Genomic DNA, 13,833 nt, shown 5'->3' with positions numbered 1-13,833 from the left:
TATGGTATCACTGGCATTTATGTTGATGTGGCTGCCAATGTATTGTTGAGCAATTTATGTACAGCAAAGATCAACAGCCCCTAATTTATTTAATAAAATCCAAATTAAAAATCCTATTTATGGTTTAAATAAAAAAATAAACTCCGAATTATATCGAGGTTTGTCATCAATCTGAGGGCGATGTTATCGCCCTATGTATAAAATTTAAATATTTAAACTTAAACTGATTTCACTATTCTTGATATCATATCTGGATTAAGAGAGAGCTTCTTTTAATGCCTGCATTTCATTATAGGTAAAATCACAGCGCGTAAATTCTTGATCAAGAAGAATAGGAACAGAATTGCTTTCTCCGACTACGGCCAACACATTACATTTATTTCTAATCCTATCTCCTATAATAATTGGTCCACCGTTTGAGTCTTTATTAAAATTGGCTGCATATTTAGCATTTATTCCTTGTGCATTGTTTGCACGATATAAAGCTGTTATTGTTTTACCATAAGAAACTAATTTAACTGGCACAATAACAGGTGTTAATTTTTGCCCGTTAATTTCCTTGATAACTTTTGCCATTTTATGTGTTCTTAAGAAACATCCTAAACTCATCCATGTGACCAACAACAACAAAAGAATAAGACCAGTAGTAGCCACAAATACAGTTCGCATATTCTCAATAGCTAAATCGATTGTTACTAGTGATGGATCATCGGCCGAAGCTATAGTTACAACTTGATAATTTCCTTTTTTCCCTCCAATGAAAGTATAATCACGCTTAATAACTTGTCCTGTATCAGTGGTAATTTTCACTGAACAGTTATCAACCGAACGTTTTGCACGACATGTTCCTTCTACATCATAGTTAACCACAACTGGATTCCGTGATATTTTATAATCATCAATTAATCCAGGATAATTTCTTATGCCTATAAACACAGCTAACACAAATAAAATTATTGCTGCACTTATTCTTCTTATTTGATGGAATGAGCCTTCTTGCTTTAGTTTCATAACTTTTAAAGGACGAGTTGGAAATACTTCCACTAATTTATTCGTCAATCCCATTTTATAAATATACTCCTTATTAAAAATAAAATTTCATGTTTAAAGAATAAAATTGTGTTATTAAAGGCTAACCTTTAATAACACAATAAATTAACAAGTTATTACTTTCTTTTATTAATTTGGACAAAATCTTATCATAATATTTATTTTATAGGAATCACTCGAGTTGTTTCAGTAATTTGAAAAACGATATCAAATTAAATAACTCTAGAAAACTGCTGTTGTCGTGCCATTTTTCGCATATAAATATCAAAGCACATACAAATATTGCGTATCAGTAAATGCCCTTTAGGTTGAACTTTAATTATTTTGTCATTTACTGTGACTAATCCATCTTGTTGCAATGGAGCGAGTAGATTTAAGTCTTCAGCAAAATAGTTATCGAACTGGATATGAAAGTGTTCTTCTATTGCTTTTTTATCTAAATAAAAGTGGCAAATGAGCTGCTTGATTACATCTCGACGAATGATATCATCTTGATTTAAATTAAATCCTTTCCATAACCCATGACCTTTTTGTTCAACTTGACTTTGATAAGCTCTAAGATCTTTTTGGTTTTGCGCATAACTATCACCTAACATACTAATGGCTGACACACCCAGCCCAAGTAAATCCGCCTCCCCTTGCGTTGTGTAACCCTGAAAATTACGGTGCAATTGATTTTTTTGTTGGGCAATGGCTAGTTCATCAGTAGGTTTGGCAAAATGATCCATGCCGATAAATTGATATCCTGCTTCGGTTAGTTTTTGAATACTTGTGTATAAAATCTGTAATTTTTGATTAGCATTAGGTAAATCATCATCTTTAATTTTACGCTGCGCAGCAAAACGGCTCGGCAAGTGGGCGTAATTAAATACACTTAAACGATCGGGGGAGATATCAATCACTTTATTGAGCGTTTCGGTAAAACTAGTAACTGTTTGTTTGGGTAAGCCATAAATGAGATCTAAACTAATGGAGTCAAAATTATTTTTTCGAGCTTGATTAATAAGAGCACGTATTAATGTTTCATCTTGTTCGCGATTAATCAGATTTTGAATTTCATGATTAAAATCTTGAATTCCCATGCTTAATCGATTAAACCCAACGTGAGCTAAATGATCAATAGTTTGTGGGGTAATTTCTCGCGGATCGATTTCGATGGAAAGTTCAGCGTTATCGGCAAAATTGAAATGCTTTTTTAGCGAAGTTATTAGTCGAGTGATTTCATCATTGCTTAAAAAAGTTGGTGTACCGCCACCCCAGTGCATTTGGGTTACTGTTCGATTTTTAAATAATTTGGCGCGTTCGGCAATTTCAATATCTAAAACATCTAAATATTTGGTAACTTTTTGCGTTTGGCGAGTAATAAGCTTATTACAACCACAAAAATAACAAAGTTTATGGCAAAACGGAATATGCACATAAAGCGATAATGGCTTTGTCGGGTAACGTGCTGCTGCCGATAAAAAATCCTGCTCACTAAAGTTTTCATTAAATTCAAGTGCAGTAGGATAAGAGGTATATCTTGGACCAGAATAGTTATATTTTTCAATTAACGCCTGATCCCATAATTGCATATTAGTCATGCTGTTGCTTCCGTTTAGAGCTGTATTTAATGTTGTTATTTTTGTGAATTTTTACTTGTTGTTTTTGTTGGTTTCTAATTTTTGTTTTAATTTTGATTCGATTGGTTTTATTTAAATATAACAATGTGCAGATTAATAACCCAAAATATAAACTTAACATAATTAATATTGGCATTATGATTCGCTCGCTTTTTAAGTTATCAATGGATTGTATAAAAAATATAGTTTCTTACTTTAAATTATGAGCAGAAATTAAATGACTAGGATCTTATTTCTGCTTGCATTGAGAAGATACTAATAAGTACTAATGACAGCTGTCTCTTATTAGTTTCGTTTTAATAAACTAACAATATCTTCTTTCTTTTCGTCTTCATCTTCAAAATCATCATCACTATAACCAAGCTCTTGCATCAACTCATCAATACGATTTAATTTGCTATCAAGATAAATTTGTTGATCTTTAGTGAGTTTGGCATCTTGCTCGACTAAATCCAGTAACATATCTAATTTTGGATCGTTTTCTAATTGTTCTAATTCTTGTTGTGGCGATAAAACTGTTTTAGCCGGTTTCGGTTGTTTAACCGGTTTTATTGCATTGCTAGCACTTTCAACAACTAATGAAATCGGTTTTTTACTGCCAATGCGTGGATCTTTGCTTTTGTTTGTCAAATTTTTATTTTTGTTATCATCTTGATTATTAAAGCGAGAGCCACTTGGTAAGCCTTTGTGCTTACGTTTGCGCTTTAGCTCACGAGACTCTTCATTAATCTCTTGACGGCTTTTTTTAGTTTTTTGTTTCGATTTATTCTTTAACATATAATCTCTGTTTAATATTAGGGTTAATCATTTAACAAGCGTATTTTATCAGTAAGTCTTAAATATAGCTATGATGAAGCAGTCATGCTAATTTAAGATTGTAAAAAAAGAGATTTATGTATAATCTGAGCCCAATAAATTTGTCAGATCGAATTAGAGAACAAAATAAAATGAAAAATCATTTGAGCCCTTATATGCAATTTAATCGTCAAGAATGGGCAAGTTTGCGTAACGCAGTACCGATGACGTTAACCCCTGACGAGTTAACTTCTTTACAAGGCATTAATGAAGACTTATCTATGGATGAAGTTAGTGACATCTATTTACCTTTATCAAGATTACTTAATTATTATATTAGTAACAGCTTTAGCCGGCAGGCGGTACTGTCTAAGTTTTTAGGCAAAAGTCACAAAATCCCTTATATCATTGGTATTGCCGGTAGCGTTGCTGTAGGCAAAAGCACAACTGCAAGGGTATTGCAGGCATTGTTAACGCGTTGGCCAGAGCATCGTAAAGTAGCTTTAGTGACAACCGATGGATTTTTATATCCTAATAAATGCCTTGAAGAGCGTGGAATAATGAACAAAAAAGGCTTTCCACAATCATATAATATTAAAAAACTGATCAATTTTGTTGCGGATATAAAATCAGGACAAGCTAACGTTAAAGCACCGGTGTATTCTCATCTGGTTTATGATATTGTCGAAGGTGAAGAAATGGTGATTGATAGTCCAGATATTTTGATTCTTGAAGGATTAAATGTACTACAAAGCACCTTGAATTATCCGCAAGCAAATAACCGTGTTTTTGTCTCTGATTATGTCGATTTCTCGATTTATGTGGATGCCGAGGTTTCGTTATTACATGATTGGTATGTGAACCGCTTTTTAAAATTTAGAGCCGGTGCATTTAGTGACCCCAACTCTTACTTTAACCACTACTCAAAACTGCCGGAACAAGAGGCCGTAAACATTGCTAATCGCCTTTGGCGTGAAATTAATGAGTTAAATTTGGTTGAAAACATCTTACCTACAAAGGAAAGGGCGAGTTTAATCCTGACTAAAGGTAAAGATCATAAAGTTGATTTGGTTCAATTAAGAAAATAGGGTAAAGGGGGAAATTGATATGAAATCAGTAATTCGAGTCATGACTAAAGTAACCATTATTACTTTGGCGAGTTTATTTTCGCTTGGTGCTTATGCTTCAGAACATTCTGAAGGATTAACGTGTGAAAGCAAAAAACAAACTATTGAAACACAGATTGATTATGCCAAAAAAAATAATAATTCTCACCAAGTTCAAGGGCTTGAAAAGGCATTACATGATGTCAATAATTATTGTTCAAATGATGAGTTAGAAACCAAATATAAACTAAAAGTGATAGAAAAAACTAAAAAATTGGCTGAAAAAAATAAAGAATTAACTGAAAAAAACAAAGCGTTTGTCAAGCACAATAGGAAAAGTGATCAAGAAAAGATAGCTAAATTAAAAACAAAGTTAAGTGAAGCCGAACAAGAGTTAGTTCAAGCTAAACAGAATTTAGCTGGTTATTATAACGAAATCAAAACTAGATGACATTGACTAGTTATTGTTATTTAAACTGATTTTAATAATATTGTTAATGCCCAAAACATAATTATCTATGTAAGTTATAGCGTTGATGATAGCATTTAAGTCAACGCTATTAATTCCTAATTTCATCTTGCTGCTATTTTTTATTCAATTATATGTTAAAATAATTGTAATTAACTAAAAATTTGATTTTAGTTATGTTGTTTTTAATCTATCTAATTATAAGAACAAAAAATATAATGGAAAACTCATCTAGAATTCGGCAGTGTATTAAAGCTGCTACTCATGGCTTTGTTGGTCGGGAACAACTTGCTGAACTCATCATTCTTGCTGCTATTGCCAAAGAACATTTATTGGTCATTGGCCCGCCTGGTACGGCGAAAAGTGCGGTAGTAAGACGCATGGCTAAAACGATGAATGGTCAGTATTTTGAATATTTGTTAGGTCGATTTACTGAACCCTCAGAACTTTTTGGAACGGTTGATCTTCAAAAACTTCGAGAAGGAACAGTTGAAACTGATACTAGTGGCATGTTGCCAGAAGCAGAAATCGTTTTTTTAGATGAAGTTTTTTTAGGTTCGACTGCAATTTTAAATACATTATTGGGTATTTTAAATGAACGTCAATTTCGTCGAGGCCATACGCAAATAGCCTGTCCATTAAAAATTTGTATTGGCGCATCAAATAGCTTACCGGAGGACGAAGGACTGGCTGCTTTTGCCGATCGTTTTTTACTTCACCTTTTTATTGACCCTGTTGCTGATAACTTTATTGAAGATATGCTTGCTGGCGGTTGGCAAGCTGAATATGCTGAAATTAACCTATCCCTCTCATTGGATGAACTAGCTGATTTAAGTGAGCAAGTCAAAAATGTCAATTTAGATAAAATTTTCTCGCCATTTGCTGATGCAATTAGATTATTAAGGCAAAATAACATTAACTTATCCGATAGGCGTGTAGTTAAAACATTAAAACTTATTGCGGCGGCGGCTTTAGTTAATGGAAGACTTGAGGCTGAAAAAAAAGATTTATGGCCATTGTTTTATGTTTTACCCACCATTGATATGCAGCAAAGAGGGCAAGAGATATTAAAAGATGTCTTTACATTATCAAATAATTCTCAATTGTTTTATGCCACTGAATCAGCAACTCAACAACCCAATGCCCGTTCAGAAAGATTGATAGAGCTTGCCACATACTGCATAAATAATGATGATACACAAATAGAAAGTGTCTTACGCGAAATTGATGCCAATTATACTGCTGGTACTGTTCCGGAACAGTTAAAACTGTTGAGAGCACAATTAATTGATTTGATAACCAAAGATGTGTAGTAATATTAATATTCCATGGCACTGGCAAATTAATAATGATCCGATAACGCCTTTAGCTGTAGTTGCTTGGTATGATGTTGTTCCGCGCTTATTTAATCATTTTAGACAAAATTTGAGCAAATATGATTTATCTAAATATCAATTTGTTAAAGGTGATAGTTTTGTCGTAATTATTGGTAAATCTTCATTATTACCATGGATTGATGGGGTGCAATATGCAATGTTTGATAGCCAAGAACCACGGCTTTGGTTACCGAGCCATGCTAAACCTTCTATATCTACCAGCCTTTTGGCTAAGGCAGTTTGTCACAGATTTTCACGGGAACCTGTACTTTTATGGGATCACCCAAAAGTTGTGATTCCTTTAGATCGGCAATGGCCATTAACTAAAGAGTTTTTACAAAATGGTTTATAATAAATTCCCCAAAGCTTTTCAAGCTTGGCAACCGTGGTTAGCTTGGTTTGATGAAAGCTTACAACCACTTGTTGCTGATTTATTGTTGCAACTTAACAACATATTAGGGCCAGTAAAAGAAAGTCAATGGAATGAGCAAAAATTACTTTCTGGTTTAGGTGATTTGCATAAACGGGGCAGTTACGATCATTTGTTAACCAGTGAATGGTTAATAGCAGAAGAAGAGCCGGATGAGTTCATTCGTCGAGTAGTGAACTATGAGCAATTATTTTTGACACCAATGCAAGAAAAGTCCAAAGCAAATGGCGTGATAATTGCACTTTTTGATTGTGGTGCTCTACAATTAGGTGCATCGCGCCTTGTTCATTTGATTTTGATGTTATTGCTAGATATTCGTTCTCATCATCAGCACAGTCAGTTTTATTGGGGCGTTATACCGCATCCCCCCAAATTACATCTATTTAAAGATATTAACGATCTAAAATTGTTACTAAATAAACGAAACATCGTGTTGACAACTGATGAAATGTATACACAGTGGGCTAATTATCTTCAACAATCTGGGCAAGATTATGATGAATGTTGGTTAATTGGTACTAATCATCCTTTGAACTTGTTTTCGACTCACCAAGTGAATGTTGAGCGATTAATTAAATCACAAGAAAAGCTATCGGTAGCAATAAAAAGCAATACAATGGCAAGGCAGTGTTATTTAACCCTACCCAATGTGATTCTTTGCGCAAAAATGTTATCGGGGCAATTTACTAGCGATAGTCATTATGCAGAAATAATAAAACAGTCTGTTGTTCCGATTAATATTGACTTTAAACCCATCATTTCGGCAAATGGTAATTATATTTTAACATTTAATCTTGATGGTACCGCTGCTTATTGTATTACCTTGTCGTCTCCCGATTTGCTTAAAAAAAGTTGCCGAATTCAATACCATACATTAAAAAACACGATATTGGGGATCGACTTACAAGGCAAGCGCATCGTTGCTTTGATCCGCGAGCAAGAAAAGCTCTCACTATGGCAAGCCCATAATGGACAGTTTGAATTGCTAGAAAATCTAAATATAGATAAAAATAGACCATTAATCTCATTTCTTGCACTCAATGGCATTCAGGAGTCGATTTTTATGTTTATTGATTTCGATCGTACATTGTATTGCTTACGCTTCTTACCTAAAAAGAAAGAAGTCATCTCACTAAGTACGATTAATAATAATGTCGTTGCATTATTTAGATTGGCTGAGAATGCGGCTTATTATTGTTATTTCGATGAACAAGGTCTGCTATGTCTAAAAGATTATAATGTCGGTCGTTTTTCTTATCAGTTAGCCGGCATTAAAAATCAGCCCGATTTGCAATACCTTCTTACGGCTGAACATTTATGGCTGAATGGTTTTGGTCGATTCGCCATTGGAGCAGGGCAACAGTGGCGTGTGTTTACAAGTCAACACGAATCGGTAAATGTAACAGTATCTAATCATTGGTTAGTATTTGGACTGTTTTATGATTTACACAGCGATAAAACACACTTTTTAGTTATAGACCAAGATAAAAAGCAAATAGCACTGTTTGATTATATGGATAATCAGATGAATATCTGTTTACGTTCCCCTCATAAAATTGTCAGTTATAGTTACAACTCATTAGCGAAAGCGTTTTCAATTACTGACGAAAATGGGAACTTAATGCTATATTCATTTGTCACCCAATCGATTCGATTAAAATTAAGTAAAGCTGATTGATATATGGAAAACACGACTGATTTCATTCGATATCCCACTTTAAAAGGCGCTCAATCTGTATCTGGGATTTGGTTTCCTACGCAATGGTTTAATAGCAAACAACGCCGACGTTTATTAATACAGTATTATTTTTTAGGCTGTGAAATTTATCAGTTTGAGAAAGGTGATTTACTTACGTTTCCCTCTGAAAGAATGCTCTATTGCGAACGATTGGAGGGATGGCCTTTAATTTATCAAAATGGATTATTGTGTTCGACAAAACTCCCCAAAACAAATAGTCAGCAATTACCCCAAGCTGATTTATTATTGATTATTGGCAATCACATTTCGACTTACTATTTTAACGATGCAGTAAATGTTGATCCGTCACTTTGGGTTGATTTAGATGGCTATCAATTACTTGAAACAAAAAGTTATACCATTAATGACACATATGATGTCTTGCCAGATCTTATTATCGAAAGTAAATCAATGACGCAAATATTTGATGACAAGATACCGTCGCCTAGCCCTAAACTGATAGAATTTATAGAACAAAAAAAGCAAAATAAAAAAAATGTTGAGCAACAAATTTCAAAACAAAATATAAAATTTAAACCATGCAGCCAACGGAGAGAAAGCAGAATCTGGTTATTATGTATTGCTATTTTTTCAATTTTATTTCTGTTTTCTTCCATTGTTACGCAAAATGAAAATCTATTTTTTGAACTTGAAGATAATGCTTATGCTTTGAAAATTGTATTGGTGTTTATCGCTTTCCTTGTTTTTATTTTTATAAAATTCAAATCGATAATAGAATTATTAAAATTGATAAAAGGCATTAAACAAAGTGTTATTTCAGATAAGATTGTTGTTAAATCATCTGCATATTTCGCTAAAAAGTTGGATGATAATCCACAAAATAATAAAGCTAACTATGCTCAGATAGCCAACAATACTCATTCAATGACATATCGCGTTAATAGTTTAGTTCGGTCTCAATCTACTGTTAATGGTGGTAAATTAGATGAGATGATGAGTATCAAAGATGGTATCGCAAATATCGTTCCAATAGTGAATCCTTCTAATGATATCCCTGAAAGAAGGAAGAATCATAACCGTAAACCAAGTCGTTGGCGTAAGTATTTATCATTATTTTCAATTGTTTCGAAACTAAGCCATCTAATTGCTTTTCAACAAGGAAATTATATTGAAACCATGATGAAAAAGTTTGAGCAAGGTAATTTAGAGGATGCTTTGCGCTATGCCATTCCGCTCGGCGCTGATAGTGACTCAAAAGGGCAAGCTTTTGGTGTGCCTAAGCCGCGTAATAAATTATCATTAAGTGAATCTGTTTACGGTAATTCATCATCTATTAATCTTGATGAAAAATTATATCAACATTTGCAATCACTTTATCGTCAAAGTTTTGAAAAATTAGCAAAAGAAAATAAAGTAGAACAAGCTGTCTTTGTTTTAGTTGAATTATTAAATAATTTACAAGAGGGACTTGAGTTTTTAGAGGAACGCAAGCTTTATAAGCAAGCAATGGAATTAGCTATAGCCAGAGATGCTGACCCCGAATACATTGTTAAACTCTGTTGCTTAGCAAATGATTGGCATAAAGCAATCATGATAGCACGAAGAGACAATATTTTTGCCAACGCCATATTAATACTTGAAAAGACAAACCAACAACTCGCAAACAAACTAAGACTAGAATGGACAAATACTTTAGCTGAAAAAGCTGAATGGCTTGCTGCAATTGACACAATTTGGCCTTTAACGCAGTATCGACACCTTGCTGAAAAGTGGTTTAACTATGTTGACCCTCTTAATCCAAAAGCGATAGTAAAACGCTTTATTTTAAAACCAGATGATGCACTCGATAAGCTAGAAGACAGTTTATCAATCATAAAAAATACCCCCAGTTACTATCAAAAAAGACTGGATATTGCGCAAGAAATAATAGCTCAACAGCACGTTGAAAACTTAAAAAGCTTGTTGTGTGTATTAATAAACCACATTGTGCTTGATGCCGTCACTTATCCCAATACACTCACAAAATTTGATATAGCAAGATTAATTGCATTTACGCAGGATCAATCAATTCGTGTTGATATACCAATTTCATCATTAGCATCATTGAAATTGGTAAGACCATGTCCTTTATTTGAATGTACAACGCTTCAACATATCAGCTGTCCTGAAGTTGGGCATAGAGCAATTTATAGCATGGTAGTATTGACTGATGATCGCTATTTATTAGCATTAGGTCAGGCAGGTATGATTATTGTTGATCGAACGGGTAAACAGCTAACACATTTTATGATTGCGGCTGATAAATTAATCATTTCTGATAATAAAATGCAAGTGTTAGCATTGGCTAAGTGTGGTGATTATTATCGTATACATAAAATTGATTTAAGTACTAAAAAAACGCTTGATCTTGGTATTATTAAATTTCAACATTGTCATGAAGAATTTGACGGTATCAATTGGACAATCATCAATAATAATTATATTGAAGTGATAGACATTAGCTCCAAACTATCGGTTGTATGGCGCGTTGATCTATCACCAAATCAAATTGAACAAATAGCAAGAAACGAAAGTGATGAACTGTATCTGACTTTAACACCAAACAATGAATTTGAAGAATTCCATTACAGCCGTTCTAACCGTTATTTAACACATCGTGGTAATATTGATATTGAACCAGGCGTAAATAAAATTGCGATCAGTAAAAAGCAAGGTGTTTTATTTTTTAAATATGATAAAGCAAGCCAACGAATATTGTTTAAACCTAGAAACTATCGTTTTTACCAATATAAAGAAATCCCGTTAAATTTATCGCAAGAACAATTCGATACCATGGGCATATTATCGATTGATTGTTTAGCTATTCTACAGGTTAAACGTTTGAACGAACTAGGTAGTGATATTTATTTTTACCATTATCTAAGCAATAGTTTTAAAATGGTAATAGATTGGCATAGTTCAGACCCGTTTTCCATTTTTTGTAGCATGAATGAATGTTGTCTATTTGATAAACAAGGAAGGGGATTACATATTAACGTTAATGAAAATAAAGTAACATTATTGTCAATTTAACATCAATCGATACTAATTAATGTGAATTGATGAAGTCTAATAGCACTAGACTTTTTTATTTAAAAAGAGTATGGTGTGCGGCTTGTTACGTGGTTCGTAAACCTCCCACGCTAAAAAACTAAGGAAACATCATGAATAAACTTACACTACTAGGCGATCAGTCTGTTCGCTATCCTACAACCTATTGTCCTGAAATACTCGAAACGTTCGATAATAAACATCCGAACAACGACTATTTTGTTAAATTTAATTGCCCAGAGTTCACTAGCCTTTGCCCTATCACTGGTCAGCCTGATTTTGCGACGATTTATATTTCGTACGTGCCCAATATTAAAATGGTCGAAAGTAAATCGTTAAAACTCTACCTATTTAGCTTTCGTAATCATGGTGATTATCACGAAGATTGCATTAATATCATCATGAAAGATCTAATCAAATTAATGGATCCTAAATATATTGAAGTTTGGGGCAAATTTACACCACGCGGTGGCATTTCGATTGATCCTTACGCCAACTATGGCAAATCAGGTACTCATTGGCAGCAAGTTGCGGCTAATCGATTAGCTAATCACGATATGTATCCAGAAAAAGTGGATAATCGCTAATTTATAATCCATCCAAACAGGAACTTTTAATGCAGACTCGTAAAGCACTCGTTATATTTTCTGGCGGGCAAGACTCAACTACCTGCTTACTGCAAGCCATTGCCGATTATGGACGTGAAAACGTTCAGGCAATCAGCTTTCATTATGGTCAACGTCATGCCATTGAGCTTGAAAAAGCCAAATGGATCGCTAAAGATTTAGGTATTAAGCAAACTGTCATTGATACATCAGTTATCAAACAAACCACAAATAATGCGCTCATCGACGACTCACAAGAAATTAAAGCGGCTCAAGATGGCGATTATCCTAATACCTTTGTGGATGGGCGTAACATGCTCTTTTTACTTTTAGCTGGCTGCCATGCCAAACAGCAGGGCATTTCTGACATTATTATTGGTGTTTGTGAAACAGATTTTAGTGGCTACCCAGATTGTCGTGATATCTTTATTAAATCAATGAATGTATCGATGAATTTAGCCATGGATTATGCGTTTAATCTTATTACACCACTGATGTATTTAACCAAAGCACAAACGTGGGAAATGGCCGATAAACTTGGTTATCTTGATTATGTCCAACAACATACCCACACCTGTTATTACGGGGTTGATGGGGGATGTGGCAAGTGTCCTAGTTGTTTGCTGCGCGATAAGGGCTTGCAAGAATATATGGCTAGGGCTAGATAGATTTATTAATAACTGGGTTCTCTCACCCCATTAAAAAGGAAAAAAGATGTACTTACAGAATCATTTCGAATCGATAGAAAAAAACTTTACCCGTGGGCAACAGCAAAAAGCGCTTTACTGGTTGGCTTTTTTTCATATTTTAGTTATTGCTTCAAGCAATTATTTAGTCCAAATCCCATTTGATATTTTTGGTTTTCACACCACATGGGGGGCTTTCACTTTTCCATTTATCTTTTTAACCACCGATTTAACCATTCGAATTTATGGTGCAAGTTTGGCAAGAAAGATCATTTTTGTGGTGATGATCCCCGCATTGCTATTTTCATACCTTATTTCAGTGTTATTTTTTGAGACACATTGGGTTGGCTTTTCGGCATTGACCGAATTTAATAGCTTTGTATTTCGAATAGCGCTAGCCAGTTTTGCAGCTTATTTAGTTGGACAATTGATGGATATCACTGTTTTTAACTATTTAAGAAAAAATAAATCATGGTGGGTGGCACCAACTGCATCAGCAATCTTTGGTAATGGTATTGATACTATTGTCTTTTTTGCTATCGCATTTTATCAAAGTAGCGATGAATTTATGGCAAATCACTGGACTGAAATTTCGTTAATGGACTATAGTTTTAAAATTCTAATTTGTGGGTTATTCTTTTTGCCACTTTACGGAATGATTTTAAATTTTATCCTAAAAAAAATAGTTTCAGTACCTAAAAACAATCAACCGTTATAATCTAAATTTTATTTATTTGCCCGAACAAACATAAAACTCATTTATTATTTTTAAATGAGTTTTATGTTTAATACTGAAAATCTTCATATAAGTATTTTATTTAATTAAAGAATAATAAAGATTAATTTAAATAAAATCAGTGATCTACCTAAACAATTTTTGTAGAAAAACATTCCAATGTTTCACA

Annotated in this window: 12 protein-coding genes and 1 riboswitch; of the genes, 9 read left to right on the top strand and 3 right to left on the bottom strand. The window is 33.7% G+C overall.

The features are described 5' to 3' along the window. Window positions 1-255: 255 nt before the first annotated feature. From GQ593_RS11505 to yihI, 3 genes are all read right to left on the bottom strand, one after another. The gene (locus GQ593_RS11505) at window positions 256-1,065 is read right to left on the bottom strand and encodes a hypothetical protein (RefSeq protein ID WP_160432155.1); all 810 of its coding nucleotides are present in this window, start codon (window positions 1,063-1,065) and stop codon (window positions 256-258) included. 197 nt (window positions 1,066-1,262) lie between these two features. Beyond that, window positions 1,263-2,633, bottom strand: coding sequence for an oxygen-independent coproporphyrinogen III oxidase (hemN, locus tag GQ593_RS11500; protein WP_160432154.1), 1,371 nt, complete (start codon window positions 2,631-2,633; stop codon window positions 1,263-1,265). Window positions 2,634-2,957: 324 nt separating this feature from the next. Then, window positions 2,958-3,449: a Der GTPase-activating protein YihI gene (gene yihI / locus GQ593_RS11495; RefSeq protein WP_160432153.1), complete on the bottom strand. Its 492-nt coding sequence runs from the start codon at window positions 3,447-3,449 to the stop codon at window positions 2,958-2,960. 170 nt (window positions 3,450-3,619) lie between these two features. Between yihI and coaA the strand changes: the two genes are divergently transcribed. The 9 genes from coaA (at window position 3,620) to GQ593_RS11450 (ending at window position 13,646) form a co-directional block, all read left to right on the top strand. Then, window positions 3,620-4,555 (top strand): type I pantothenate kinase, encoded by a 936-nt coding sequence (gene coaA / locus GQ593_RS11490; protein WP_202115480.1) that lies wholly within the window; start codon window positions 3,620-3,622, stop codon window positions 4,553-4,555. A 19-nt stretch (window positions 4,556-4,574) separates the two neighbouring features. Further along, the gene (locus GQ593_RS11485) at window positions 4,575-5,024 is read left to right on the top strand and encodes a DUF1090 domain-containing protein (protein WP_160432151.1); all 450 of its coding nucleotides are present in this window, start codon (window positions 4,575-4,577) and stop codon (window positions 5,022-5,024) included. A 236-nt stretch (window positions 5,025-5,260) separates the two neighbouring features. Further along, on the top strand, window positions 5,261-6,355 hold the full coding sequence (locus tag GQ593_RS11480) for an AAA family ATPase (protein ID WP_160432150.1): 1,095 nt from the start codon (window positions 5,261-5,263) through the stop codon (window positions 6,353-6,355). Then, window positions 6,348-6,770, top strand: a complete 423-nt coding sequence (locus GQ593_RS11475; protein WP_160432149.1) for a bpX5 domain-containing protein — start codon at window positions 6,348-6,350, stop codon at window positions 6,768-6,770. The genes GQ593_RS11480 and GQ593_RS11475 overlap by 8 nt, the downstream gene beginning before the upstream one ends. Next, a complete protein-coding gene (locus GQ593_RS11470) occupies window positions 6,760-8,526 on the top strand; it encodes a hypothetical protein (RefSeq protein ID WP_160432148.1) in 1,767 nt (588 codons plus the stop codon). Before GQ593_RS11475 ends, GQ593_RS11470 begins: the two co-directional genes overlap by 11 nt. Before the next feature lie 3 nt (window positions 8,527-8,529). Next, on the top strand, window positions 8,530-11,619 hold the full coding sequence (locus tag GQ593_RS11465) for a bpX6 domain-containing protein (protein ID WP_160432147.1): 3,090 nt from the start codon (window positions 8,530-8,532) through the stop codon (window positions 11,617-11,619). Window positions 11,620-11,702: 83 nt separating this feature from the next. Further along, window positions 11,703-11,747: riboswitch (PreQ1 riboswitch) on the top strand. 3 nt (window positions 11,748-11,750) lie between these two features. Further along, window positions 11,751-12,224 (top strand): preQ(1) synthase, encoded by a 474-nt coding sequence (gene queF, locus GQ593_RS11460; RefSeq protein ID WP_160432146.1) that lies wholly within the window; start codon window positions 11,751-11,753, stop codon window positions 12,222-12,224. 29 nt (window positions 12,225-12,253) lie between these two features. Then, window positions 12,254-12,910, top strand: a complete 657-nt coding sequence (gene queC / locus GQ593_RS11455; RefSeq protein WP_160432145.1) for a 7-cyano-7-deazaguanine synthase QueC — start codon at window positions 12,254-12,256, stop codon at window positions 12,908-12,910. Between the two features lie 46 nt (window positions 12,911-12,956). Then, window positions 12,957-13,646: a 7-cyano-7-deazaguanine/7-aminomethyl-7-deazaguanine transporter gene (locus tag GQ593_RS11450; protein WP_160432144.1), complete on the top strand. Its 690-nt coding sequence runs from the start codon at window positions 12,957-12,959 to the stop codon at window positions 13,644-13,646. The last annotated feature ends 187 nt before the right edge of the window (window positions 13,647-13,833 follow it).

The organism is Gilliamella sp. Pas-s25, from assembly GCF_009795885.1.
Taxonomy (GTDB): domain Bacteria; phylum Pseudomonadota; class Gammaproteobacteria; order Enterobacterales; family Orbaceae; genus Gilliamella.
Note: the sequence above shows the minus strand (reverse complement) of the source record. Positions and strands in the feature narration are given on the sequence as shown.